The sequence below is a fragment of the Paenibacillus sp. KN14-4R genome (assembly GCF_052180255.1).
Taxonomy (GTDB): Bacteria; Bacillota; Bacilli; order Paenibacillales; family NBRC-103111; genus Paenibacillus_AM.
In genome coordinates this window covers 968018-992080 of record NZ_CP197466.1, presented here as the reverse complement: position 1 = coordinate 992080, position 24063 = coordinate 968018, and the positions used below count along the sequence as shown (strand labels likewise).

The window sequence follows — 24063 nt, the reverse complement described above, 5'->3', positions numbered from 1 at the left end:
CCCCAATCATATCAATGCAAATACTTTTTGACAATAAAATGGCACGAGATGTCATGATATTGTCGATTACTGACTGTATTTAATTTGGGTGAAATGCCAAATATTTATTTTATGTATTCCACCTTTTATAAAGCCAGCTAATGCAGCCCATTCTTCATCTTCCATATTGCGCCTACGTGCTTTCAATTGTAAGTATGCCTCATAGTCCATTTCATTCCACTGCTCCACGAATAAGCCCATTTGATCTGTACCCTCGAAAAGTTCCATTTGCTTGTATTCTTTTTGTCGTTTTTGTATAAAGTGCATGTAACCTTCTCGATATTCTGGCATAATTTGATATTCAATCCATACTTTATTCATCTGCATGACTTCCTCTCATTCGAAAATTAATGAAAACCAATAAACATGGTAAACTAAGCTAGTCAATCTGTTGTCCAAGCATCCACCTAAGAACTCTACTATCAACATGAGGAGGTACTCCATTGGATACAGGAACCCATCTTGTTGTTGGATTTGGACTTGCCGGGCTTGCTCATATCGATCCAGTCGTAGCATCTGATCCAACTGTAATGACTGCCGTTCTAATCGGCACCGTGCTTGGTTCTCAAGCACCTGATCTTGATACTCTGACTCGTGCAAAAAGCAACGCCTTCTACATTCGCAATCACCGCGGGGTCTCTCATTCCTTACCCTTAATGGCGTTTTGGATAAGCTCGATCACCTTATTACTTACAATCCTTTTCGGTCCTATTCCGATGGGACATATGTTGTTTTGGGTAGGCATAGCTGTGTTCCTACACGTGTTCATGGATTTATTCAACACGTACGGTACACAGGGCTTATGGCCATTATCCAGCAGGTGGATTTCATGGAATATCATCCACATCTTTGACTTGTTCATTTTTGCAAGTCACGTCATCGCGATTGGTCTATGGGCTTTTCACTTGCTCGATCCTAGATTAATTTTTCCGACACTTTACGCGCTTCTTGCGCTATACTATATATGGCGTACGTACGTTCACTATGAAGTCATGAAAGCATTACCGCTTAAAGACCCTTCATTTGTACAAGGTGAACGCTATATCGCCATACCGACGATTCATCCCGCTCATTGGAACATTGTGAAGTTACTAGCCGATGAAACATTTAAAGTTGGAGAGCTTCGAGGCGGCACATTGCGCTGGATTGAGCATGTGGTCTCCGATTCACATCCTGCTATAGACGTATCCAAGCAGCATCCAGATGTACAAGCGCTACTCTATTTCTCATCATACACTTCATCCGAATTAACCGTCCATCCTTGGGGATATGAGGTGCGTTGGGCGGATGTTCGCTATCGTCACCGAAAGCAATACCCTTTTGTTGCCGTACTGCTCATGGACAAAGAGTACCAAACCATTAGTTCTTATGTAGGTTGGTTGAGCGATTCGAAGTTAGAGAAAAGGCTGCACCCCGATCCTCGATAATCTTATCTCACTGATATAAAAAGAAAGCTCAAGGGATTATCCCTTGAGCTTATATATCTGTTATTCAAAAATGATTAGCGTCCTTGACCACCGGAAAGAGATTGCTCAGCCATTTGTACCAAGCGTTTTGTGATTCCGCCACCAATAGAACCAGTATCACGGGAAGTCATGTTACCGTAGTACCCGTCTTTAGGGAATGAAATGTTCAGTTCTTGTGCAACTTCATACTTCATTTGATCAAGAGCTTTGTTTGCCTGTGGTACAATTAGTGTATTGCGACCTGCCATAATAAATCAACATCCTTTCAACTCATGATTGTTTTGATGTATTTTGCAAGCTTGCAAACATAGTATGTGAAGCAGATTAAATAATATACACACAAGGAGGAGAACATTTTTGAAAAAATCTATGGCTCTGTTATTCGCATTTATCGGCACTTTATTACTCGCGTCCATCGCCTATTTCATTGCAGTACGAGAACCATGGTTTATGGTACTTTCCATCCTCGCCACAATTGGATTTCTTGGATTTAGCTTCGCCTACAAAGCTCGTATGAGACGTAAATCTGAACAAGCCCAATCCTAGACGATAAAGCCCATTTTCTCTTTTACTTCACGTAGGGTGGCATTTGCAGTAGCAGATGCCTTCTCAGCACCCTCACGTAAAATTTTTGCAATTTCACCGGACTCACGGATTTCACGATAACGCTGTTGGATCGGCTCAAGTAAAGCAACTACGACTTCTGCCAAATCCTTTTTGAAAGGCCCATAACCTTGCCCTTCATACTTCGCTTCAATATCCGCGATCGACATATTCGAGCATTCGGAATAAATACTCATGAGATTGCTAACTTCAGGTTTATTTTGCGGATCATATTTCACTTCGCGGCCAGAATCTGTTACGGCACGCGATATTTTTTTACGAATAACTGCTGGTTCGTCCAACATTAAGATAAAGCTTGCAGGGTTGGTACTGCTCTTGCTCATTTTTTTAGATGCATCATCTAGTGACATGATACGTGCACCAACTTCTGGCGTGTAAGGCTGAGGAATCGGGAACGTTTCACCAAAACGGTTATTAAAGCGATTCGCCAGATCACGCGTAAGCTCCAAATGCTGTTTCTGATCATCACCTACTGGAACCATTGTAGCTTTATAGAGCAGGATATCTGCCGCCATTAGAGATGGGTACGTAAACAGACCCGCACCAATGGAATCTTTGCCTGCTGATTTATCTTTAAATTGTGTCATACGCTCAAGTTCACCCATATACGTGAGTGTCGTCATCAACCAGCCAAGTTCAGCGTGCGCAGGTACGTGAGATTGCAAAAACACCGCCGCTTTACTTGTATCAATGCCCGCTGCAATAAATAATGCAACCGCCGATTCGATGTTCTCTCTTAATGTTGCTGGATCTTGAGGCAATGTGACCGAATGTAAATCTACGACCATAAAATAACAGTCATGTTCATGCTGGAGCTTCGTATAATTACGTAGTGCCCCGATGTAATTCCCAATTGTTAATTGTCCGCTTGATTGAATTCCTGAAAGTACATTTGCCATTCAGATAACCCCCTACAATTTTTATACAACAAAAAAAGGCCTCTCCCCGCAAAGGGACGAGAGACCGTGGTGCCACCCTAATTCGTCTTCTTCACTTGATAAAAAAAGTGACAAAAGACCTTCATAAGCTCCGATAACGGTGAGCTGCCGCTCCGTGTACTGAACATGAGCATCACCCGCTCATCTGTTCCACTTCAAGCTCAAGGATCCATTCATTCGCCTGATCTGCCGATTCACACCAACCACCGGCTCTCTGAAATCTCATATACGAATTACTAATTCCTCTCATTGCTGCATAACTATTGGATAATATTATACGCCAGTGCTTTAGAAAGTCAACCACTCCTATCATGTAACTGCAATGTGACAAGCCTAATCTCGTTTGCTACAATAATGAAATAATTATTTTTCCAAACAGAGAGGAAGGATACGCATGATTTCACAACAAGATTGGCAAGGCGAAACCCTGTATATTTTGGAAAATGACTATTTAAGTTTAAGTCTATGCCCATCTATTAATAATAACTTAATCCGAATCTGGGATAAAAAGCTTAACCGTGAGGTGCTACGTGTTCCAGATGCTCCTCATGACTTAATGAAAAATCCAGCTCATTTCGGTACACCTGTCCTCATGCCGCCAAACCGCATTAATGGAGGTGCCTTCACATTTGATGGACGTCCTTATCAATTCGCTGTGAACCGTCCAAATCATATGCACAATCATGGTATTTTGCAAAACCTACCTTGGACTGTGAAATCAGCGGGTGAGGAAAATGGCATAATCTCCATTACTTCTACATTCCGTACGGCAGATTTCCCTGAAGTGATGGCCCAATATCCACATGATACAGAGATGGAAATTACGTATGAATTGATTGGCTCAAAGTTGAATCACAAGTTTAAAATTACAAACCTTAGCAATCTGAGCGCACCTTTCGGCTATGGCCTACATACTTGGTTCTTACTTGATCACAGCCCGAGTGAGTGGAACTTGACCGTGCCGCTTAGTGGCGTGTGGGAACTAGGCTCTGATTTATTACCAACAGGGAACATCTTGCCACTAGATAAGTTTGAATCGATCACGCATGGTGCGCCGCTTGAAGGATTTGATCTTGACACCGTCTTCCTTAAAGGGGATCACCCTTGTGTCGCTGTCCTTGAGAATAAGCAGTGTAAGATCACTTATTCCTCTGAATCCAATCTCATGAAGCATTGGGTGCTTTATACAAAAGGTGTAGCAGACAATTTCATCTGTCTTGAACCTTATACTTGGGTAACAAACGCGCCGAATATTGATCTACCTGCTGATGTTACAGGGGTACAAAGTGTGAAGCCAGGCCAAACCCTTGAGCTTGATATTTTACTTCAGATTGAACATAAATAACATTTAGTTGAATCAATTTCATAACTTATCTAAACCTTAAATTTGAAACTATATATAGACCAATTGAACCGTTTGGATCTATATATAGTCTTGATTAAAGCGGCTAAAGGTATTATTAAATTGATTCAGTTATATACGAGAAGAGGATCAACCGACAAATGGGTTGATCCTCTTTTTAAAATTAAATTTTCAAAATTCCACCTGTTGATGCGTTCGTTACCAATTTAGAATATCGAGCAAGGTAACCTGTTTTAATTTTCGGTTCAAAACCTTTCCAGTTCGCACGACGACGATCCATTTCCTCATCGGACACTTGAAGGTCAATTTTGCGATTTACCAAATCAAGATCAATGATGTCACCATCTTCAACAAAAGCAAGTGGTCCACCTTCAGCAGCTTCTGGTGAAATGTGACCAATCGAGATGCCTCGCGATGCACCGGAGAAACGACCATCTGTAATTAATCCTACCTTAGCTCCAAGACCCATACCTACGATTTGGGAAGTAGGGGCAAGCATCTCAGGCATACCAGGACCACCTTTAGGTCCTTCGTATCGGATGACAACGACATGTCCTTCCTTCACTTTCCCGTTCGCGATACCGTAAAGTGCCTCATCTTGAGAATCGAAGCAGATCGCTGGGCCAACATGACGACCACCAACAGAAGCATCAACTGCCCCAACTTTGATGATGGAACCCTCCGGTGCCAAGTTACCGAATAGAACAGCTAGACCACCTTGTTCACTATGTGGATTATCCAGTGTATGAATAACGTCTGTATCTAAAATTTCACAACCTGCTACATTCTCACGAAGCGTTTTACCCGTAACTGTAATACGACTTCCGTCCATAGCACCCGGCTTTTTGAGAAGTTCATTAATAACTGCGCTAACACCGCCTGCATTGTGAACATCTTCAATGTGGTAGTCAGAAGCCGGTGCAATCTTCGCTAAATGCGGTACTCTAGCAGCAATCTCATTAATCCGTTCGATCGGATATTCAAAGCCTGCTTCGTGTGCAATGGCTAGCGTATGAAGTACTGTATTCGTCGAACCACCCATCGCCATGTCAAGTGCAAACGCATTGTCGATTGCTTCAATCGTCACGATATCACGTGGTTTAATATCTTTTTCAATTAATTCAATTAATTGTCGAGCTGAGCGTTTGATGAACGCTTTGCGCTCTTCAGATACAGCAAGAATCGTGCCGTTTCCTGGAAGTGCAAGCCCTAGACCTTCTGCCAAGCAGTTCATGGAGTTCGCTGTAAACATGCCTGAACATGAGCCGCAAGTCGGACAACCATATTGTTCAAGTTCTAGTAATGCACTGTCATCGATTTTTCCTGCTTGATGTGCGCCTACTCCTTCGAATACAGAGGAAAGTGAGATCGAACGACCGTCTTTTGTTTTACCCGCTTTCATCGGTCCACCCGATACGAGCATCGTTGGAATGTTTACACGCAGTGCGCCCATGATCATACCCGGCGTGATTTTATCACAGTTCGGAATACATACCATACCATCGAACCAGTGCGCATTGACTACAGTTTCTACGGAATCTGCAATAATTTCACGGCTAGGCAGCGAGTAACGCATCCCGATATGCCCCATTGCAATTCCGTCATCTACACCAATTGTATTAAATTCAAAAGGAACTCCACCCGCTTCGCGAATTGCTTCCTTTACTAGTTTACCGAATTCCTGCAAATGAACATGACCAGGAATAATATCAATATAAGAGTTACATACAGCAATGAACGGTTTGCCAAAATCTTCTTCTTTTACCCCTGCTGCACGTAGTAAGCTGCGGTGAGGAGCACGATCGAAACCTTTTTTAATCATATCGCTGCGCATTTTGTTGTTAGCCATTGGTTGATTCCTCCCATTCCTAATCTAAAAATTCTATTATTTAAATATATCATATTTTGAGCCTTATTGCCCATTACTTTAAACGAATAAAGACTTCGGTTACTTGCGCCCGAAGTCTGCTTTAATTTCGCCCCATTTTTTCGTTTCCCACTTCACGATAGGGTTCGTATATTCATTGGTTCTGAGCCATTTTAGTGCGCGATCCACAAGGAACCAAATCTCTTGGGTAGACTCGTCACGTACGAGATTCGTTGCTACTTCTTTTTTTCGGATCCAGCTAAGAGCCGTACGTGAATCTGTATAAACTGTCTTATTACTGCCTCGCTCTTTGAGATAAGCTAGTCCGTGTACAATCGCTAGAAACTCCCCTAGGTTGTTCGTTCCCTTCGCTATCGGACCGTAGTAGAACAAGATTTCACTGGTTTGCGTGTCTACCCCTTTATACTCCACAATACCGGGATTACCTGAACAGCCAACATCAACGGAAATACTGTTGTAGTCAATTTCAGGAACTTCTTCTAAAGCTGCGGCTGCGGCTTCCTTCTTTTTATCGGAAGTGAAATTCAGCGATTTTTGCCAACCACGAGTGAACGCTTCTTGTGCTTCTTTTTCTGACTCATACGATTTATATTTGGCCTGCGGATAGTTGTTCACCTGTGCCTGGCACTCTGGCCAAGTGCGGTATATCCCTGGCTTATGACCCACCCATACGACATAAAATTTACTTTTCGCCAATTTCCTACACCCTCTTTCATGTATGACCTTAGAACTAGTTCTGTTAACTTATGTCTTCCGCCTGTTCGATGAGTTCTCTTACAATCGCAGCTGTATTCGCTAGCAGGGGTTGATAAGCATCTCCCAGTGAACTTACATACGCGTTAAAAGCGTGTGCAGCTTCTAAGACACATTGCCGATAAACATCTAATGAGACCTCACACGACTCATATTCTCGAAAATTTCCATCTGTCTTCTCTTCGACATGTGTTATTCGTATCTGATCCTCTTCTAGATGCTTAATGATGAACGAAAACCCACGACATGCTGGGTCTCCACACCCACATACAAAAAAGGGCATGAGCCACCACTCACCCGGGGTCGCAAACCGATTTAATTCTGAATCCTGCTGTACACTGCGAACAAGCGCAGGCATCCCCACATCCACGCAAAGTGGTTCATCCACAATCATTTCGTGATCCATCTTCAGAGTCACATCCGCTACAATAATCTGCAGCTCTTGATTCCATGACCAATGCTTTATTCTCAGTTCAAACATCGAATCCCCCGTGCGTCTGCGACTTGGACAAGTTCCTTATATTATAAGCGATAGGTCCATTTTCTCCAATAAAAGTGTGATTTAAAAAAGAGGTGACCTCATGGCCACCCCTTGTCATGTCTGTACTCCTACACACTTTTTGCAAGACTTGCTAAATTATAATTCGATTCAAATTGAACAGAGGCGAACAACACTGATTTCTTCACAGTAAAATCAAATAAAATCTCCCCATGCGTCCAGCTATTCTTGTATTTCAGACTATCAATTGCCATTTCTTTAAAAGACATAAACTGTGATTCTGATAATCCCATTTCTTGCTGACTTATAATGCCTCCCTTGCTTTCCATAGGTAGATGTCTAACACCAAACTTGCCAATTACATTGTTGCGAATCTGAATGAAAACGCTACCAGATGATAATAAACTCAGCTCTTCCCTCACTTGTCTAAATACGATCTCCACCTGGCGTGCGAGTGGCAGCTGTTCCAATATCAAATAATCTCCTCCTTTATTGGTCTAATATTCTGACTAAAGTCTTATGTATTTTGTCATTATATAGGTCTTTTCTTGCTATTTCAACATATTTTTACAAAGGTTCCCGAAATCTCCACGACTTTAGATTCTTGTTTTCGACTTCTTTTTTAAAATAAATAGGTCTTCAGACCATGTATTGTATAAAATTGTAGACCCTTGTCAGATCGAGATGATATAATTCCTCCTAAGGAATGTTTTTCCTTCTATAAGAGAACTAATACGTAAAGGGGACTTGGATAATGGGCTTCTTCTCTTCTTTTTCATTCAAGAAAAAGCTACAGATCGGTGTGTACGGTGTTATTGGAATCTATTCTATCTTAATGATCACTTTACTCTTGTTAAACGATGCATCCGTATTCGGTTATATCATTCCAGTTATACTTTTAGCTGCAAGCTATCCTTTTGTTCTCTGGTTTGAGAAAACGCTTACTGAACAAGTTTCTGACATGTCTCGCGTTGCAATGTCGATTGCGAAAGGCGACTTTTCACAGAAAGCAGATGTCACATCAAATGATGCGCTTGGGGATCTGGCCAAGTCTTTCAACCAAATGACAGATAAGCTTCGCGACATTTTAAAAGAAACAAGTACGATTACGAAGCACGTTTCAGATTCTAGCCGCGAAATTTACGTGAAGAATGAGCATTTGAAAGATCTAATGGAACAAGTCACATTATCCACACAGGAACTTGCTTCTGGGGCTGGACAAATTTCAGAAGAAGTATCTACCATTTCCCTTTCTACGAAAGATATTGAAACGAAGGTGTCTGGCTACGCATCTTCAACGAAAGAAATGAATTCACGTTCTTCTAACATGCTCGTACTTGTTGAAAAGGGGCAGAATGCAGTGGTCCTTCAAGGCGAGGGGATGAAGCGCAACGTGGAGACAACGACACAAGTATCAAGAACAATTCACTTGCTTGCTGAACAAGCAGCAGGCATTTCCAAAATTACAAGATCCATTTCGGACATTGCGGAGCAAACCAACTTACTTTCACTCAATGCTTCGATTGAGGCGGCACGTGCAGGTGAGCACGGTCGAGGATTCGCAGTTGTCGCCCAGCAAGTACGTAAGCTAGCAGAGGAGTCCACCTCGCTAACAAAAGAAGTATTCGGTCTTGTTACATCGATCGAAAAAGGAATCAAGCAATCCTTACATAACATTCAGATTAACGAAGATGTCGTAAATAAACAGACAGCACTCATTCAAGATACCGAGAATATTTTCTCTGATATCGTAACGTCCGTTGAATTTATTTCAAAAGAAATTGCACAGTTCGCGAGCGAAAGTGATCAAATGTTCGCAAGTTCTACGCAAATTTCTGCGACGATGGAAAGCATCTCTGCCATAACCGAGGAATCAGCAGCAGGTACTGAGCAAGTATCCGCATCGATGTCTGAACAAATATCAGCGGTTAGCACGATTGTTGACCAATCCGCCGAGATGACGCGAATGGTAACCAAGCTGCAGCAGACAATTCAGATCTTTAAGTTGTAAGCTATAATAAACGATCTTCATAGACAAAAAGAGCGCCGGACGATTCGTCCAAGCGCTCTTTTTATTCACACTAACCAACTATTACTCTGTCAATTCCATGAACTCACGAACGTCTGCAATCGCCATATCAACCGCACTTTGCCAGAATTCTGGCTTTGTTAGATCGACACCTAAATGCTTCTGAGCCAAGTCTTCAACGTTCATGGAGCCCGTGTCACGCAATAATGCTGCGTACTTATCTTCGAACGCGATACCTTCTTTGGCTGCTCTTGCGTAAATGCCAGCAGAGAACAAGTAACCGAATGTATACGGGAAGTTGTAGAACGGAACACCCGTGGAATAGAAGTGAAGCTTCGCCGCCCAGAAATGTGGGTGGTAAGAAGATAAGGAATCTTTAAATGCCACTTTTTGTGCATCCACCATAAGTTCATTCAAACGTTCCACGGACACATAGCCCTTCTCACGTTCTGCATAGAAATTCGTCTCGAAGATAAAACGAGCATGAATGTTCATAAAGAACGCGATTGAACGACCGATTTTATCTTCCAATAGTGCAATACGCTCTTCTTTGGAAGTTGCTTGCTTCACAAGAGCATCCGAGATGATCATTTCTGCAAATGTGGAAGCTGTCTCTGCAACATTCATAGCATAACGCTGTGCCATCACAGGCATGTCATTCATTACATGCTGGTGGTAACCATGACCCAATTCATGAGCTAAAGTTCCTACGTTATTGGAAGTACCGCTATACGTCATGAAAATACGTGTTTCTTTTTTAACAGGTAAAGACGTACAGAAACCACCTGGACGTTTACCAGGGCGATCCTCTGCTTCAATCCACGCATTTTCAAATGCATGAACAGAAAACTCCGCCATCTTAGGCGAGAATTTACGGAAGTTCTCCTCAATTAATTTCGCGCCTTCATCATAAGTTACTTCCTTCGCTCCGCCTGCTAGCGGTGCTTCAACATCTACCCAGCCTAACTTTTCAAGGCCCATAAGCTTCGCTTTGCGATTCAAGTATTCAACGAATACATCTTTATTACGATCGATAACATCCCACATAACGTTAAGTGTCGCATCCGTCATACGGTTAATATCAAGCGGTTCCTTATGTACAGAAGTCCAACCGCGTTTTCCATACACTTTCAGACGGAAGCCTGCAAGATGATTGAGTGCGTCCGCACAGTAGTCTTCAAGATTTGTCCAGGATGACTCCCATTTTTGCATTAAAGCCGTACGCTCTTCATTATTCGGAGAATGCAGCTTGTTATAGGCTTGCCCTGCGGATAGCTCCACTTCTTTATCGCCCTGCTCAACAGTCATACGGAATTTGCTTACAGCCGTATTGTAGGCATCGCTCCAGCCATGGTAGCCGTCAATTGATAAGTCATTGATTAATGCTTCTAGCTCTGGAGAAAGCTTCTCTTTTGCACGTTCACGACGCTCTGTAAGAGGGAATGCGATGGCTGCAAAAGGTTCTTGCTTCACGATAAGTTCCCATGCTTGATCAGGAATACCTAACAATAATTGATCCAAATATGTAAGCGTGGAAGCGAACTGTGCGGACAAGCTCTTGATCTGTCCACCCAGCAGGACTGCTTTCTTGTCATTTTGATTTTCGGCAGACAAACAAGATGCAAATGCACCAGCTTCACGCAATTTCTTCTGAATAGATTGTAAGGACTCTACCCAATTCCGAAGTCCATCCACTTGATTCGCATCCTGCGGCACAACAGCTTGTTCAATCGTTTGCTTAAATGCCGTAATTTCTTCTTTTAATTGACTTAAAAAGGTTTCAAATACCTCTGATTTACTTCCACCTGGGAAAATAGACTCTAAATTCCATTTTTGTGGTAACGGATGTTTCATGATCTGCACCTCATTTTCTGAATTAATAGTACAATAGACTATGTATCTATTATGAGCATAACATTACCGTCGGTCAATTTGTAAATATGCGCGTTGGAAATCCACTCAAAATATGCTTTAATGATAAATATCAATTCTTAAGAGGAGGTTCTTATGCAACCTTTACAAATATCTGCTGATACCGCAATTAAACTCGCTGCCAAGATGAAAGTTCCTATTGAGCATATCATGCACATGCCCCGCCATATTTTGGTGGAGAAATTAGTTGAACTAGCTAAAGAGGAAGCCGAAACAGCAGCAGAAGCATCTAGCCCAAAGGATGACAATACGCAGTGATCCCTTTTTCTCAAACCTGGCCTTATGAAACAATTGGTAAAGATGTCTATGTCATGAACTGCCCTTACTGCGAAGCTAGCAATGTACTGCTTCCACTCAAGGTAGCAGAACTTCCAGCTATACATGATGGGAAGAAGCGTCTGCTCGTCTTTCCTTGCTGCAATCACAGCTTATCCATCATCGATGTAGATGCGGATTACCTGCTTACAGATAAGCGTCTAAGAGGGTAATCATTTCTACACCTTACTGTAAAAAATATAACGCCTACCTTATGTTTTCAGATGAAAACACAGGGTAGGCGTTTATTGTGTCTATTTGGCTTCGCTCTGCATTTCCTCAGGCAATTCCAGTCTTGCAGCTAACATATCTTCGCGAGTAACGACCCATTGCTCACGACTTTTTTGAATCATCGCCGCATCCATAATCCGTTTATCGTTAATAATGCGTGAAAACCATTTTACAGCATCTGCATATTGACCTAATCTCCGATGGATTTCACCCATCAAATACATCAGTCGGGCATTATTCAGCTCAAGCCCTTCAGTCTCGTACACCACGATATAAGCATCGAGCGCATATTGGAGAAATCGTAATTCTTCCTCCTTATTCCCTTTATAACGATATAACCAAGCAATGTGGTGAAGTAATCCTGCAATAACGCGTTCTTTTTCTGACTTAATCTGGGCACAGAGAAGTGCTAGCTTATACGTATGCAGAGCAGTATCCCAATCCCGTTCCCCGCCAAAATCGCGATGACTCCAGTTATTTGCAACTTTTGCCTTAAATAGATCCTGCTGTTCCTCAGTCAGCTTATCACTAAAATTCTCCGTAAATGAAAATCCGCAATTCGGGCATACCCGAACCACATAAAAATCAGGATTATGATTCTTATAGTGCACACAGAAATCACTATCTGTCTGTGTAGCTTTCTTGAAGCTAGGACGAACGCGTGACGTTTCAAAAGCTTGCTTACAGTGTAGACAGCGTACATTAATTTGATATAAGGGATCGATGTCCATCTCGTTAATCATACCATCACCTCTTTGATCTATATCGATATTTAATTTGTATTTACAAAATGATTGGCAGGTGCAGATAAACGCTGTATCATGATCTCGCGTAAATCCTTTGGTAATCCAACTTCAACAAGGGCTTGTTCCATACAATTTAGCCAAGCCTGTGCATGTGCATTCGTGATTGGAAAAGGCATGTGTCTAGCACGCATCATGGGATGCCCGTATTGGTCGGAATATAGGGAGGGCCCACCTAAAAATTGGGTAAGGAATAAATATTGTTTTTCCATAACAGGTAATATATCTTCAGGAAATAACGGGGAAAGCAGTGGATCAATTTGAACTTTTGGGTAAAAAGTCTCTACGATTCGGCGTAATGTTTCCGCTCCGCCAATCCAATCATAGATCGTTTCTTTATGATCTTGCTCCGACATGTCATTCAACTCCAGTTGTTTTGGCTTATATTAGCTTGTCTTCTCATTAATTTTACCATAGCCGTTTATAAAAAGTCATGATTCCACAGGACGATTACACGGAATGGATGTCCACTTTCCTTCATATATGAATAAGAGGAGGTGCATGCATGACGAAGCAAACACAGCAGACCCAAAGCTTTACTACCGTTTATCTCATTGGTGCTATCGCAATCTTCGTGACTCTGCTGCTGCTCATCTACGCTCAGAATGGTGTGCAGGCAGCGCTGCGAGGTGTATCTATTTGGTGGGATGTGCTGTTCCCTGCATTATTCCCTTTCTTTGTTATATCTGAGATGCTGCTTGGATTTGGTATTGTTCATTTTATCGGTACATTGTTTGATCCGATGATGCGTCCTGTATTTCGTGTCCCTGGCATTGGGGGATTTATTATGGCGATGGGATTTGCTTCTGGTTATCCTGTTGGCGCTAAATTAACGGCGCAGCTCTGGGAGCAAGGCCTTGTTAACCGTGAAGAAGGTGAACGTCTCGTTGCGGTGACAACGAGCTCAGATCCTATTTTCCTCATAGGAGCCGTATCTGTTGGTTTTTTCCACGATGTGGGACTTGCTGGAATATTAGCTATCGCCCATTATGGAGGAGCTATGCTCATTGGAATCCTCATGAGATTTCATGGAGCACATTCGATTCAAGCTAATCGTGACGTTGATCTTCACAAATCTGTTCCTACAAAATCGATTTGGACACGAGCTTTTGACGCGATGCATACCGCTAGGATGAAAGATGGTCGGAGAATCGGTACATTACTCAGCGACGCGGTACAGCGCTCCTTAAATTTGATGTTCGTTGTTGGAGGACTTGTTGTATTTTTCTCTGTTGTTCTGACCATGCTTACGCAAGGGGGAGTCATGCAATTTTTTTACAATGGACTTGCTGCATTCCTGACATGGATTCACCTGCCTGCTACTTTATCAGAGGCTTTGATGAGCGGCTTGTTTGAAGTGACTTTGGGTGCGAAGGAAGCTGGTAGTTCGGTCGGAGTTGCACTGTCATTCCAAGTAGCTGCAGCTGCGTTCATCCTATCTTGGGGGGGGCTTTCGGTACACGCGCAAATCGTCTCATTACTCGCAAATACGAATCTACGCTATATGCCTTTCTTATTTGCTCGGATGATTCATGGTATTATTGCCGCGATCGCAGTACTCCTTCTATGGCAGCCTTTACAAGGAGGAAGAACCCCCATTCCGTCAGATACGGCTGACAGTTGGACGCAAGTGCCCACACTTGCCCGAACCATTGCGCATATTTTCCCTGCAAGCAGCATCATGATCTTGGCTGTATTGGGTTGTATACTGTTCTTTTATGGGATACATCTGTGTATGAAGTGGTGGCGTGTGTGATCTAACGTTGTGTTCTGGCGTGTTATTGATTATGATGGTTACATTAATAACTGAGCATAGATCACGCACCGCACATTACTTAGGAGGAAACCTCGTTGAAATACGCTGTCGTAAACCGGAATGACGAAAGATCATTAGAACTAACCGAATATTTTAAGCAGTTAGCACAACAAAATAGCTTGATTTACGATGAGACTGACCCCGATATTGTGCTTTCTATTGGTGGAGATGGAACGATGCTGCAAGCCTTCCACAAGTATATTGGTGGATTAGATAAAATTTCATTTGTGGGTATACATACGGGGAAATTAGGTTTTTTTGCTGATTGGAAGCCGGATAAGATTGAGGAACTTGTAAGCCTCATGCATAAGTCTGAAGATGGCGGACTCCGACTCGTCCATTATCCTGTTGTGGAGATCGAAATTACGACTAAAAATGGCGTGGAAACCCACCTTGCCCTCAACGAATTTACAATGAAAAGTACAGACATCACGTTAGTTGCTGAAGTACGGATTAATGATGAACCATTCGAAGCGTTCCGCGGAGACGGAATATGTGTATCCTCACCTTCCGGCTCAACCGCTTACAATAAAAGCTTGGGTGGAGCCATTGTCCATCCATCCATTGAAGCCATTCAAATTGCTGAAATTGCATCGATTAACAATCGCCTTTTCCGCACCTTAGGATCACCCATTCTACTTCCGAAGCATCATTATTGCGAGATTTTCCCGCAGTCAAAGCAAAATATGTTACTCTCAGTCGATCACTTATATTTGCAGCGTTCTGAAGTTATCTCCATTCGCTGCCGTGTCGCAGCTGATATTAAAGTCAATTTCGCTCGTTTCCGGCCCTTTCCGTTCTGGAGCCGCGTTCGTGAAGCCTTCATCGGCAGCGATATTCATTAACTTTCTGTTTCAATTAAAAAACCTCGGAATCTCGCACTTGCGGTGCGCTGCTCCGAGGTTTTATTTTCTAATTATTAGGAGGGTTTCGGTTCTATATCTTTTGTCGCAGTATCCTGTGGTTGGCTGTTATCCTGCTGCTTCTGCTGTGCTTTGTTGCCGTTCACTTTTTCCACGATAAAATAAGCACACCCAAAATTGCAGTATTCATTCAAATAATCCTGCAAGCTTGAAATGGAAGACTCTTTCGTCACTTTCGGATGCGTATCGCGAAAAAATCCACGCAACCTGAGTTGACTGTATCCCCAGTCTCCTACAATATAATCGTACCTCTCTAGCACCTCGCTAAAGCGGTCACGAAAAGCATCTAGATTCCAACCATTCTTATGGTCTTTGACAATCTCATACACTTTGCCTCCGACTTGAATCATGCGTTCATCAACCTCTCCTTGTGTCCTATGAGCCGCTCAAGGATTCGCGATTGCAGATTGCACTTGATCATGTGCATGATAGGAAGAGCGAACTAACGGACCGGATTCAACATGACTAAATCCGCGCTTCATTCCTTCTACCTTAAGCAAGGCAAATTCATCCGGCGTATAATATTTTTCCACATATAAATGTTTCTCGCTTGGCTGCAAATACTGACCAATTGTTAAAATATTGCAATCTACCTTGCGAAGATCATCCATCGTCTGCAAAATCTCATCCCAAGTTTCGCCTACTCCAAGCATAATCGAAGACTTCGTACGGATTGTAGGTGCAATTTTTTTGGAACGCGCGAGCAGCTCAATTGTACGGCTGTACTTCGCTTTTGCACGAACTTTATCCGAAAGTCGTTCTACTGTTTCCACGTTATGGTTCAGAATATTAGGCTTTGCATCAAGTACTGTGCGTAATGCATCTTCATTTCCCATAAAGTCAGGGATTAACACTTCCACGGAACAAAGTGGCAGCTTCGCCCGTACAGCATGAACCGATGCAGCAAAAATCGATGCGCCTCCATCTTGCAAGTCATCTCTGGCAACAGATGTAATGACGCAGTGACGCAAATTCATCTGCTCTGCTGCCTCTGCTACACGTTCTGGTTCGTCTAAATCAAGCTCTGTTGGTAATCCTGTATTTACCGCGCAAAACCGGCATGCACGTGTACAAATACTGCCTAGAATCATGAATGTTGCTGTTCGGTTCGCCCAACACTCATGGATATTCGGGCATTTTGCTTCCTCACATACCGTATGCAACGTTTTGCCACGCATCATATTTTTAATTTCTTTAAAATTTTCACCTGTCGTTAGCTTAATTTTCAGCCATTCAGGCTTTCTTTCAATTTGCTTGGTCGCCATTTCTCTTCACCTCTAAGTATGTCATCTGTATAAATGCAACCCAATACCACCTATTATAACAAAAATATCCGTGTCAAAACAGCTTCCAAATTAAATCCATTAACCATTCTTTTGTGTCTCATGCTCGCCATCTTTTTTAGGAGGTGCTGAAGGGGATATATTCATGTTGGGAAGTGAAATATTTGGCGGCATCGCTTCTTTATTCTGACCTGTTGGATTTCCTTTATTGTCAAAATAGTACATTGGAACATCGCCGACAACCATCGAATACAGAATCGGTATTTCGGAATCTACGATTTCTGGTTCCGAATCAAATGGAATAATAATCGTGACCTCCGCAGTAATCCGAATATACACTTCCACTAATATTGTATTAATACCCGCATTTTGATACCGCGTGTCCAGTTTCACTTTTACGTTTCCTTGAGGCTCCAAACGAACCGGAATATTCGGTCCAAATGAGGCGATCAATGTACTTCCCATCGCTTGCCCGAGTGGGACATGTTCCGGCACACTAGAGAGCTTATCCATAATCGGTTGTACAATTTTAATCGTATCCGAAGTAATTCGCATCAATTCGGAATAGTTGAGCGACCAACCAGTGACTTTATCTTCTTTGTTCAAGCGCCAATCAATTAATTTCTCCGCATCTGTAGTTTGTGAAATCCGATCCGTGATTGCGGCATTTATGGTCTGCGTGGCAATTTGCTTCAATCTAACTCGAGCCAAATTCATCAGCGGATGCTGCATTTTACGTTCAATATAAATAACCGACTGTGTCGTTATTAGTGTAAGAATGAGTAGAATGATCAGCCACTTCCGTTTACGAAAACTCTTTTTACTCGTCTGGCTGCTTCTCCATCTACGTTTGATCATGCTCATCCCCCCCAAGAAAGCTTGTGCAGAACATACTACAAGCCTATGCGTTTGAAAGGTGAAAAAGAATGGATCAGGCAGTCGATCCCAAGGATCAGCGCTTGAATGCGAACGTTTCTATTCGATCAACACTTCTCTGATATAGAGATCACGTTGTTCACTTAAATCTACAAAATCGTTCCCGATTTTTACGAGCGGATGCATCTCATCGTGCGGATGAATAAACACAATCTCTCCTTCCCGATCATCAGACAATTTTACAGGTCGACCGACCAAACACCCGATCATTTTTCTCAAAAAAACCGCTGTCACCTGTGGATCGAATGCCCCAAAAGCGCCATTGCGAATTTGATAAATGATCTCTTGGAATGGTAGTGCCTTATGATAAGGTCGATCTGATAGCATAGCATGAAAAGTATCAGCTACAGCCACAATCCGGCTAAATGGATCAATTTGCGAATTATTCAAGTGAAGTGGATAACCACCGCCATCACCCCGTTCATGGTGCTGCAGAGCGACTTGTGCGACTCTTTGATGAAGTCCGATAGTCCCTCTCAGCAGCTCATATCCATAAATCGTATGCCTACGCATCTCTGCAGTCTCTTCGTTCGTCAATCTGGTTGGCTTTAGAAGGATATCGTCCGATATACGCACTTTTCCTATATCATGCAGCGTTGCGGATAAGCTTAACAACGCTAATTCCTTCTCACTTATTTCCATCCATTTTCCAATTCGTGTGGCAAGTATACCCACTCCAATGTTGTGCTGATGTATGTAATCATCTTTAGCCCTGATTAATGCAAACAACTGAAAGATATCTTCGACCTCCGCAGCTTCTTGTACAAGTGGAAGCAGCTCTTGCTTGATCTCCAAAAGAGGCAGCTTCTGTCTCCTCTTTACTCGTTCAAACATATCCTCTGAGTACTTAGTGGCCTGTTCGATCCATTGATCCAAGGAAGGTGAGAAAGAGACCGATTTCTCAGTGTCGATTTGATTGATTAACTTATTCATAAACAATCCCAGCCTTCCATCCAAATATTAATATTCCTGTAATGCAAATATTACCAAACACTTCTCTCAAAGTTCTCACAAGCTGTCAGATCATGCCGACATAAAAAAAGCAGAGGATTGTTCCCCTGCTTTTCGTATACAGCAACATACTATGCCATGGCTACCAAACGCTGAATTTCACATGGTAATTCAAGCCCTAGCTCATCGCGATATATCTGTTCAAACTTGTTATAATGCTTCACAGCTTGTTCACGTCTACCCATTTGCAAATACAACTCAATCAAAGTTCGATTCATCTCTTCATGAAGGGGGTATAAACGCAGGAAATTATCTAGCTTTAACTCCACCTTCTCCCAATTTTTTTCAGCCAGATTTGCTTGTATAAGCCTATGCATGAGCGAATGAAACTTCTTGCTAAATAGCTCTTCAAGAGGCAGTTTCCAATAATAATCTTTTCCTTCTAGTAGCGTCCCCTTATACAAAGCACATAAATCCTCAGTAAGTGCGACATCGACTTGATTATCATTCACCTGCAGATAAGCAAGTACATCATACTGCTGATCTCTTGGCTCAAGGATATAGCCCTCATTGATTTTCAATAATTCCATCCCAAGCTCATGCTCCTTGAGCACTTTTTTAACTCGATATACCGTATTGTGAAGATTAGGGGTAGCTCTTTCTTCATCGATATCCGGCCATAATACATCCATCAACTGCCATTTGCTAATTTCTTTGGATGGATGACACAAAAAATAGGCAAACAGCTCCTCCGCCTTACGTGTAGAGAAATGAACAAGCTCCCCTTCTGCACTTCGAACCTCCAACCCACCCAAACATCGGACCGTAGCTTTACGCCGAGGCAGAGCAGATTGCTCAGTTGGTTTCATCTGTTTATTTAAACGTCCCGTCACCCGTTCGATAGCCGCAGGAGTCACGGGCTTCAGAATATAATCAAACGCATATACTTGAAAAGCTTCCAGCGCATATTGCTTGTATGCTGTTGTAAAAATAATTTTGACATCATCAAACGTATCATTTAACTGCATTGCAAGTTCAAGTCCGTTAAGCTTCGGCATTTCTACATCTAAAAATACAACATCTGGCTTCAATTTCGTCAACGCTGCTAGAGCTTCATAAGGATCTGTAAAAGCCCCTATAATGTTGTAGTGCTTGCTATGACCGATCACATGCTTCATTAAATCTAAAATCAGCTCCTCGTCTTCAACAATTACAGCGTTAAACACTCGAGCCCCCCCTTTCTCATCATCTATGTAATTTCTCCGCTTCGCTGCTCCATAACCGGCAATTGAATCGTAACCTTCGTCCCTTTGCCAGCTTCAGAATGAATAACAAAACCCGCTCCAGGCAAGGATTCCAACCGCTTGCGAATATTCGTAATGGCAATTCCCCCTACTTTACGCTCACCCGTCGTCAATGAGTGAAGCACCTCTAGTGGCATTCCTACTCCATCATCTTCGACAATCACACGGATGAACAAATCATCGGTTTGTTCAATTGTAAGATGAACCTTACCGTGCCCACCCTTCTCAAATAAACCGTGACGAATCGCATTTTCCACAAATGGCTGAATACATAAAAAAGGAATTTCATGATGCTGCAAGCTTTCATCTATAGAACAAACAAACTGGAATCGATCCCGGAACCTTGCTTTCTCAATCTCAACGTAAGCTTCAATAAGTTCCATCTCCTGATAAAGCGGCACGAACAAAGTTGATCGATCCATATCCAAAATATAGCGTAAGTATTGACTAAGCATAGACAGCAAATGAGCTGCCTTTTCACCATCTGTATAACAAAATGCAATGACACTGCTAAGCGCATTATATAGAAAATGCGGCTTGATCTGCGCTTGATGAAACGCCTGCTCGTTGCGAAGCGCTTCCTGGATCGAATTTTTCATTGCAATTAGCGTCTGGATTCTAGCAATGAGTGTATCTACGTCAAACGGCTTGGTGACAAAATCGTTGGCACCGACCTTGAAGGCAAGTGAGATATCCTGATTGGTATCTTTGACTGTTGCAATCAGAATCGGTAAATCCAAAATGGAGTGCTGCTGCCTAAGCGTACGACAAAGTTCAAAACCAGACATTTCAGGCATCATTACATCGAGAATAACAAGGTCGATATCTGGATATTGTTTCATTTTCAACAATGCTTCTCTAGCTGAAAATGCAGTAAGTACATTGTAGCGATGTCGGCTTAACATTTGATGTAGAATATGGATATTTGACGCTTCATCATCTACGATCAGAATTGTAGGGCCTTGTTCATCCAGCACATCCAGCGAAGCTTGTATCATCGGCATACGCCCCGGCTGCTCCAAGGTAACGGCAGTTTCTCCTAAGAAGTCAAACGTATCTGCACGTGGAAGTGTGAACGCCATACGTGTACCTTCTCCAACTTCAGACCACACCACGTCAATGGTTCCATGCATTCGCTCAATTAGCTTGCGGCTGATATACAGCCCAACTCCCATTCCCGTATACCCGTTATAGGAAGGGGGCTGTGTGTGCTGTTCAAAATATTCGAAAATTATTTCATGACTTTGTGAAAGGATTCCTGTACCTGTGTCGTGTACAACAATCGTAACTTGATTCATCTCCACTTTCGAAGAAACACGAATGAACCCACGTTCCGTGTGTTTAATCGAATTATGAACCAAGTTGTACATGACCTGTCTCAGTCGATTTTCGTCAGCAATAACCCGTATATTCGGATCGACTTGATTGTCCAAAATAACCTTTTTCCCTACTAATTCAAAATGAAGAACATCAAACACAATTTGAGTCACGACTCTAACGTCCACAACCATTTCCAAAAGTCGTAGTTCTCCATGCTTAAGGCGTGTCACATCGATTAGATCATGAATTAACATAGACAGCTTTATCGCGGTATCGTTAACCAGCCATAAATTTTGTTTCTGATCAGGTGTCAAATTTCGCTCCCTATCATCCAACAAATGAGCCGTCATATTCATAATCCCGTGCAAAGGTGTCTTGATCTCGTGAGAAGTGTGTGTTAGAAACTCATCTTTTAATTGGTTGGATAAAAGCAGCTGCTCCGCCAGCTTTTCTGACTTCTCATACGCATTCGTAAATCGCACCGCTAGAAGAAGATTGACGAGTGTTATGAAACAGATCGCACCGAGCTTTCCCAACAAGTCCGTCTGCTGCAAGTTCATATAATAGAGCATGCCTTGTGCGAGGAAGATCATTAGTGACACAATTGCTCCGATAAAAAGCATCCACTCTTTCCTCTCGGAAGCTTGCTGTTTACGAACAGAGAGATAGATCATCCTCGCAAAAATGGTAGTAGACATGACGCCGATATAGATGAAAAATAAATACTTGGGTTCGGTATATATGCGATAAGGAAGTACAAGCATAGCCACCAGATAGAGAACAATAGGTGATATCCATGCGATTCGTGCCCGTTTTGTCATGATGCGAGGATCGAGCGAGCAGAAAAAAAGTAGACATGCTATTGAACTAAGCAGCAGCCCTCCATCCTGAATCCGGTAAGCGATATCAAACGGAATATCAGGTATAAATCGCAGCAATATTTTTTCACCATAAATAAGCTGGCTAATAAGCAGTGTTAACAAGTAAAGACCCGTATATAAATACATTTTCTCTTTACCTCGTAAAACGAACACGCTAAGGTGATACGCCCCAAACATCCCGAGAATCAATATACCCGCTACATCGGCCGCAATCTTAACACTATCCTGCATACTAATGTCTCGAGATAAGCCGAATTGGATCGGATTCACACCTCCATCCAAGAAGACATAGTTGGCTGTTTGAATTACAATTTCGACTGTTTTGTCACTCGTATGAAAAAAAGTGATATAAGGTGTATTGCCCGGCTTGTGATTCTCACTCCCTGTTGCAGGCCGACCACTTTCCCCTTGAAGCGCTCCATTGACGAATAGTCTGTGCGACATACGGATGCTCGTTACTTTCATTCCGAAGTCGGTACTTGCCATGTTTGATGGAAGTAACACATGCAAGCGGTATGTGGCATAACCACGCCTACTCATTGCATTTTCGTGACTTCCTCCCCATGATCCCGGAACCAACATAAAGCTGGCTTTTGCAGAAGATTTATCAAAATCAGTTGGTTCTAACAAGGCATCACGATAAAACTCCCATTCCCCATTTAACCTAACCGTTCCCTCTTGTTTGAAATTCCAACTGGATAGATCAAGCACGCCTTGATGAGCAATTGGTGCCGTAGAACTTGGAATCGTCTTCATATATAAACCAGAGTAGGTCGCGATCGTAATGACAAATATAACGATAATCCCTGCGAGTCTACGGTAATTCATTCGCTTCAAAACCTGCCCCTCCCCAAATCCTGAACCATATGTTATCATTCCTCACTCTCAGGAATCTCTCAAATCAAATTCTATCATCCCTTTTCTGAATCCTCTAGTTCGTTCTTTAGTTGTTGAAAGTAGCCCTCGACTTGATCGAGGAGCGTTACCGGAATTGCACCGGTGCGGCGCAGGGTGACAAAGTCATGGTGTGTCTTAAAAATCCTCATTCCCACATCCCTCCTGAAAATAAAAAAAAATCCAACATAAGTCTATTACTTTTTTTGAATAAATTGTATGTTATTTATGCGGACGCAAACGCAGTAAATAGGGATGATGGGAGAAGATCAATATGATTACACTCAGAAAGATCACACTGAAAAACCGGCGTGCCATGTTTAACTTGGAAGTATCAGAAGACCAACGGCGCTTTGTTGCGTCCAATCTGTCAAGTGTGGCTTCGTGTTATGTTCTTGCAACCAATGGGGGGCATCCATTTCCATTTGTCATTTACGCTGATGAGCAGCCGGTCGGTTTTGTTATGTTGGCTTATGGAATCACTGGATATGATGAACCATCTATCGCAGAAGTCAACTATTGCATCATGCGACTGATGATTGATAAGCAATACCAGAACAGGGGTTATGGTCGGGAGGCTATGAAAAAGATTTTGGAATTTATTCGTACCTATCCAGCAGGGCCAGCACATTTTTGTTGGATTCCTTATAAACCTGAAAACATCGCTGCCAAAAAACTTTATGAAAGCTTTGGCTTCCGTGACAACGGTGAAGTTTTCAACGACGAGTCAATAACTGTGTTGCACCTCTGATTTGCTTCCAATCAGTTGAAGAACGTTAAGATCAAAAGAAGGGCCATCCTTTGTGGGATGGCCCTAAAACTTGCCGTTATAGACAGCGCGGAGAACCGTATCACAAGTAGGGTGAAAAGGAATA

Annotated in this window: 26 protein-coding genes and 1 other annotated feature; of the genes, 9 read left to right on the top strand and 17 right to left on the bottom strand. The window is 42.5% G+C overall.

From position 1 onward, the window contains the following. Window positions 1-66: 66 nt before the first annotated feature. Window positions 67-360: a hypothetical protein gene (locus tag ACSBOP_RS04825; protein ID WP_442603310.1), complete on the bottom strand. Its 294-nt coding sequence runs from the start codon at window positions 358-360 to the stop codon at window positions 67-69. Between the two features lie 122 nt (window positions 361-482). On the opposite strand from ACSBOP_RS04825, the gene ACSBOP_RS04820 reads away from it, so the two are divergent. Next, a complete protein-coding gene (locus tag ACSBOP_RS04820) occupies window positions 483-1466 on the top strand; it encodes a metal-dependent hydrolase (RefSeq protein WP_442603309.1) in 984 nt (327 codons plus the stop codon). A 74-nt stretch (window positions 1467-1540) separates the two neighbouring features. Here ACSBOP_RS04820 and ACSBOP_RS04815 read toward each other — a convergent pair whose 3' ends face one another. Further along, window positions 1541-1753: a small, acid-soluble spore protein, alpha/beta type gene (locus ACSBOP_RS04815; protein ID WP_442603308.1), complete on the bottom strand. Its 213-nt coding sequence runs from the start codon at window positions 1751-1753 to the stop codon at window positions 1541-1543. Window positions 1754-1862: 109 nt separating this feature from the next. On the opposite strand from ACSBOP_RS04815, the gene ACSBOP_RS04810 reads away from it, so the two are divergent. After that, window positions 1863-2051 (top strand): DUF5325 family protein, encoded by a 189-nt coding sequence (locus tag ACSBOP_RS04810; protein ID WP_442603307.1) that lies wholly within the window; start codon window positions 1863-1865, stop codon window positions 2049-2051. On the opposite strand, the gene trpS is transcribed toward ACSBOP_RS04810, so the two are convergent. Then, window positions 2048-3028 carry a tryptophan--tRNA ligase gene (trpS, locus tag ACSBOP_RS04805; protein ID WP_442603306.1) on the bottom strand — a complete coding sequence of 327 codons (981 nt, stop codon included), beginning with the start codon at window positions 3026-3028 and terminating at the stop codon, window positions 2048-2050. The two genes, ACSBOP_RS04810 and trpS, sit on opposite strands and share 4 nt — an antisense overlap. 49 nt (window positions 3029-3077) lie before the next feature. Then, window positions 3078-3326, bottom strand: a binding site (T-box leader). 135 nt (window positions 3327-3461) lie between these two features. Between trpS and ACSBOP_RS04800 the strand changes: the two genes are divergently transcribed. Beyond that, window positions 3462-4412 carry an aldose 1-epimerase gene (locus tag ACSBOP_RS04800; RefSeq protein ID WP_442603305.1) on the top strand — a complete coding sequence of 317 codons (951 nt, stop codon included), beginning with the start codon at window positions 3462-3464 and terminating at the stop codon, window positions 4410-4412. A 181-nt stretch (window positions 4413-4593) separates the two neighbouring features. Here the strand turns inward: ACSBOP_RS04800 and ilvD are convergent, their stop codons facing one another. The 4 genes from ilvD to ACSBOP_RS04780 form a co-directional block, all read right to left on the bottom strand. Beyond that, window positions 4594-6279: a dihydroxy-acid dehydratase gene (gene ilvD / locus ACSBOP_RS04795; protein WP_442603304.1), complete on the bottom strand. Its 1686-nt coding sequence runs from the start codon at window positions 6277-6279 to the stop codon at window positions 4594-4596. A gap of 99 nt (window positions 6280-6378) precedes the next feature. Further along, window positions 6379-7014: a ribonuclease H gene (rnhA, locus tag ACSBOP_RS04790; protein WP_442603303.1), complete on the bottom strand. Its 636-nt coding sequence runs from the start codon at window positions 7012-7014 to the stop codon at window positions 6379-6381. A 43-nt stretch (window positions 7015-7057) separates the two neighbouring features. After that, window positions 7058-7552, bottom strand: a complete 495-nt coding sequence (locus ACSBOP_RS04785) for a hypothetical protein (protein WP_442603302.1) — start codon at window positions 7550-7552, stop codon at window positions 7058-7060. Between the two features lie 128 nt (window positions 7553-7680). Next, window positions 7681-8046, bottom strand: a complete 366-nt coding sequence (locus ACSBOP_RS04780) for an O-methyltransferase (RefSeq protein ID WP_442603301.1) — start codon at window positions 8044-8046, stop codon at window positions 7681-7683. Window positions 8047-8324: 278 nt separating this feature from the next. On the opposite strand from ACSBOP_RS04780, the gene ACSBOP_RS04775 reads away from it, so the two are divergent. Further along, on the top strand, window positions 8325-9581 hold the full coding sequence (locus tag ACSBOP_RS04775; RefSeq protein WP_442603300.1) for a methyl-accepting chemotaxis protein: 1257 nt from the start codon (window positions 8325-8327) through the stop codon (window positions 9579-9581). A gap of 81 nt (window positions 9582-9662) precedes the next feature. Here the strand turns inward: ACSBOP_RS04775 and ACSBOP_RS04770 are convergent, their stop codons facing one another. Then, window positions 9663-11453: a M3 family oligoendopeptidase gene (locus tag ACSBOP_RS04770; protein WP_442603299.1), complete on the bottom strand. Its 1791-nt coding sequence runs from the start codon at window positions 11451-11453 to the stop codon at window positions 9663-9665. 153 nt (window positions 11454-11606) lie between these two features. Here ACSBOP_RS04770 and ACSBOP_RS04765 point away from each other — a divergent pair, with 153 nt between their 5' ends. Further along, window positions 11607-11789, top strand: coding sequence for a YycC family protein (locus ACSBOP_RS04765; RefSeq protein ID WP_442603298.1), 183 nt, complete (start codon window positions 11607-11609; stop codon window positions 11787-11789). Next, the gene (locus tag ACSBOP_RS04760) at window positions 11786-12019 is read left to right on the top strand and encodes a hypothetical protein (protein WP_442603297.1); all 234 of its coding nucleotides are present in this window, start codon (window positions 11786-11788) and stop codon (window positions 12017-12019) included. Before ACSBOP_RS04765 ends, ACSBOP_RS04760 begins: the two co-directional genes overlap by 4 nt. A gap of 81 nt (window positions 12020-12100) precedes the next feature. On the opposite strand, the gene ACSBOP_RS04755 is transcribed toward ACSBOP_RS04760, so the two are convergent. Further along, the gene (locus ACSBOP_RS04755; RefSeq protein WP_442604379.1) at window positions 12101-12808 is read right to left on the bottom strand and encodes a DUF2225 domain-containing protein; all 708 of its coding nucleotides are present in this window, start codon (window positions 12806-12808) and stop codon (window positions 12101-12103) included. Window positions 12809-12849: 41 nt separating this feature from the next. Continuing rightward, complete coding sequence (locus ACSBOP_RS04750; protein ID WP_442603296.1) at window positions 12850-13236, bottom strand: globin domain-containing protein; 387 nt, start codon at window positions 13234-13236, stop codon at window positions 12850-12852. Window positions 13237-13385: 149 nt separating this feature from the next. Here ACSBOP_RS04750 and ylbJ point away from each other — a divergent pair, with 149 nt between their 5' ends. Continuing rightward, a complete protein-coding gene (gene ylbJ, locus ACSBOP_RS04745) occupies window positions 13386-14636 on the top strand; it encodes a sporulation integral membrane protein YlbJ (protein ID WP_442603295.1) in 1251 nt (416 codons plus the stop codon). Window positions 14637-14731: 95 nt separating this feature from the next. Beyond that, window positions 14732-15541 carry an NAD kinase gene (locus ACSBOP_RS04740; RefSeq protein WP_442603294.1) on the top strand — a complete coding sequence of 270 codons (810 nt, stop codon included), beginning with the start codon at window positions 14732-14734 and terminating at the stop codon, window positions 15539-15541. Window positions 15542-15615: 74 nt separating this feature from the next. On the opposite strand, the gene ACSBOP_RS04735 is transcribed toward ACSBOP_RS04740, so the two are convergent. From ACSBOP_RS04735 to ACSBOP_RS04705, 7 genes are all read right to left on the bottom strand, one after another. Then, on the bottom strand, window positions 15616-15969 hold the full coding sequence (locus tag ACSBOP_RS04735) for a YutD family protein (protein WP_442603293.1): 354 nt from the start codon (window positions 15967-15969) through the stop codon (window positions 15616-15618). Window positions 15970-16005: 36 nt separating this feature from the next. After that, window positions 16006-16884: a lipoyl synthase gene (lipA, locus tag ACSBOP_RS04730; RefSeq protein ID WP_442603292.1), complete on the bottom strand. Its 879-nt coding sequence runs from the start codon at window positions 16882-16884 to the stop codon at window positions 16006-16008. Window positions 16885-16983: 99 nt separating this feature from the next. Then, on the bottom strand, window positions 16984-17760 hold the full coding sequence (gene yunB, locus ACSBOP_RS04725) for a sporulation protein YunB (protein WP_442603291.1): 777 nt from the start codon (window positions 17758-17760) through the stop codon (window positions 16984-16986). Window positions 17761-17877: 117 nt separating this feature from the next. Next, window positions 17878-18771, bottom strand: a complete 894-nt coding sequence (locus ACSBOP_RS04720) for an HD-GYP domain-containing protein (RefSeq protein ID WP_442603290.1) — start codon at window positions 18769-18771, stop codon at window positions 17878-17880. Between the two features lie 149 nt (window positions 18772-18920). After that, window positions 18921-20015, bottom strand: coding sequence for a response regulator (locus ACSBOP_RS04715; RefSeq protein ID WP_442603289.1), 1095 nt, complete (start codon window positions 20013-20015; stop codon window positions 18921-18923). Window positions 20016-20038: 23 nt separating this feature from the next. Then, window positions 20039-23122 (bottom strand): hybrid sensor histidine kinase/response regulator, encoded by a 3084-nt coding sequence (locus ACSBOP_RS04710; protein ID WP_442604378.1) that lies wholly within the window; start codon window positions 23120-23122, stop codon window positions 20039-20041. 83 nt (window positions 23123-23205) lie between these two features. Then, entirely contained in the window at window positions 23206-23340 is a 135-nt protein-coding gene (locus ACSBOP_RS04705) for a hypothetical protein (protein WP_442603288.1), read from the bottom strand. A gap of 122 nt (window positions 23341-23462) precedes the next feature. Between ACSBOP_RS04705 and ACSBOP_RS04700 the strand changes: the two genes are divergently transcribed. Further along, window positions 23463-23939 carry a GNAT family N-acetyltransferase gene (locus tag ACSBOP_RS04700; RefSeq protein WP_442603287.1) on the top strand — a complete coding sequence of 159 codons (477 nt, stop codon included), beginning with the start codon at window positions 23463-23465 and terminating at the stop codon, window positions 23937-23939. Window positions 23940-24063: the final 124 nt, after the last annotated feature.

What these genes read in the sequence shown, in the direction of transcription:
- ACSBOP_RS04825 (WP_442603310.1), bottom strand. Translation starts at nt 360, where the DNA reads ATGAATAAAGTATGGATTGAATATCAAATTATGCCAGAATATCGAGAA.
- ACSBOP_RS04815 (WP_442603308.1), bottom strand. Translation starts at nt 1,753, where the DNA reads ATGGCAGGTCGCAATACACTAATTGTACCACAGGCAAACAAAGCTCTT.
- trpS (WP_442603306.1), bottom strand. Translation starts at nt 3,028, where the DNA reads ATGGCAAATGTACTTTCAGGAATTCAATCAAGCGGACAATTAACAATT.
- ACSBOP_RS04800 (WP_442603305.1), top strand. Translation starts at nt 3,462, where the DNA reads ATGATTTCACAACAAGATTGGCAAGGCGAAACCCTGTATATTTTGGAA.
- ilvD (WP_442603304.1), bottom strand. Translation starts at nt 6,279, where the DNA reads ATGGCTAACAACAAAATGCGCAGCGATATGATTAAAAAAGGTTTCGAT.
- ACSBOP_RS04785 (WP_442603302.1), bottom strand. Translation starts at nt 7,552, where the DNA reads ATGTTTGAACTGAGAATAAAGCATTGGTCATGGAATCAAGAGCTGCAG.
- ACSBOP_RS04775 (WP_442603300.1), top strand. Translation starts at nt 8,325, where the DNA reads ATGGGCTTCTTCTCTTCTTTTTCATTCAAGAAAAAGCTACAGATCGGT.
- ACSBOP_RS04770 (WP_442603299.1), bottom strand. Translation starts at nt 11,453, where the DNA reads ATGAAACATCCGTTACCACAAAAATGGAATTTAGAGTCTATTTTCCCA.
- ACSBOP_RS04765 (WP_442603298.1), top strand. Translation starts at nt 11,607, where the DNA reads ATGCAACCTTTACAAATATCTGCTGATACCGCAATTAAACTCGCTGCC.
- ACSBOP_RS04755 (WP_442604379.1), bottom strand. Translation starts at nt 12,808, where the DNA reads ATGGACATCGATCCCTTATATCAAATTAATGTACGCTGTCTACACTGT.
- ACSBOP_RS04750 (WP_442603296.1), bottom strand. Translation starts at nt 13,236, where the DNA reads ATGTCGGAGCAAGATCATAAAGAAACGATCTATGATTGGATTGGCGGA.
- ylbJ (WP_442603295.1), top strand. Translation starts at nt 13,386, where the DNA reads ATGACGAAGCAAACACAGCAGACCCAAAGCTTTACTACCGTTTATCTC.
- ACSBOP_RS04735 (WP_442603293.1), bottom strand. Translation starts at nt 15,969, where the DNA reads ATGATTCAAGTCGGAGGCAAAGTGTATGAGATTGTCAAAGACCATAAG.
- lipA (WP_442603292.1), bottom strand. Translation starts at nt 16,884, where the DNA reads ATGGCGACCAAGCAAATTGAAAGAAAGCCTGAATGGCTGAAAATTAAG.
- yunB (WP_442603291.1), bottom strand. Translation starts at nt 17,760, where the DNA reads ATGATCAAACGTAGATGGAGAAGCAGCCAGACGAGTAAAAAGAGTTTT.
- ACSBOP_RS04720 (WP_442603290.1), bottom strand. Translation starts at nt 18,771, where the DNA reads ATGAATAAGTTAATCAATCAAATCGACACTGAGAAATCGGTCTCTTTC.
- ACSBOP_RS04710 (WP_442604378.1), bottom strand. Translation starts at nt 23,122, where the DNA reads ATGAATTACCGTAGACTCGCAGGGATTATCGTTATATTTGTCATTACG.
- ACSBOP_RS04705 (WP_442603288.1), bottom strand. Translation starts at nt 23,340, where the DNA reads ATGAGGATTTTTAAGACACACCATGACTTTGTCACCCTGCGCCGCACC.
- ACSBOP_RS04700 (WP_442603287.1), top strand. Translation starts at nt 23,463, where the DNA reads ATGATTACACTCAGAAAGATCACACTGAAAAACCGGCGTGCCATGTTT.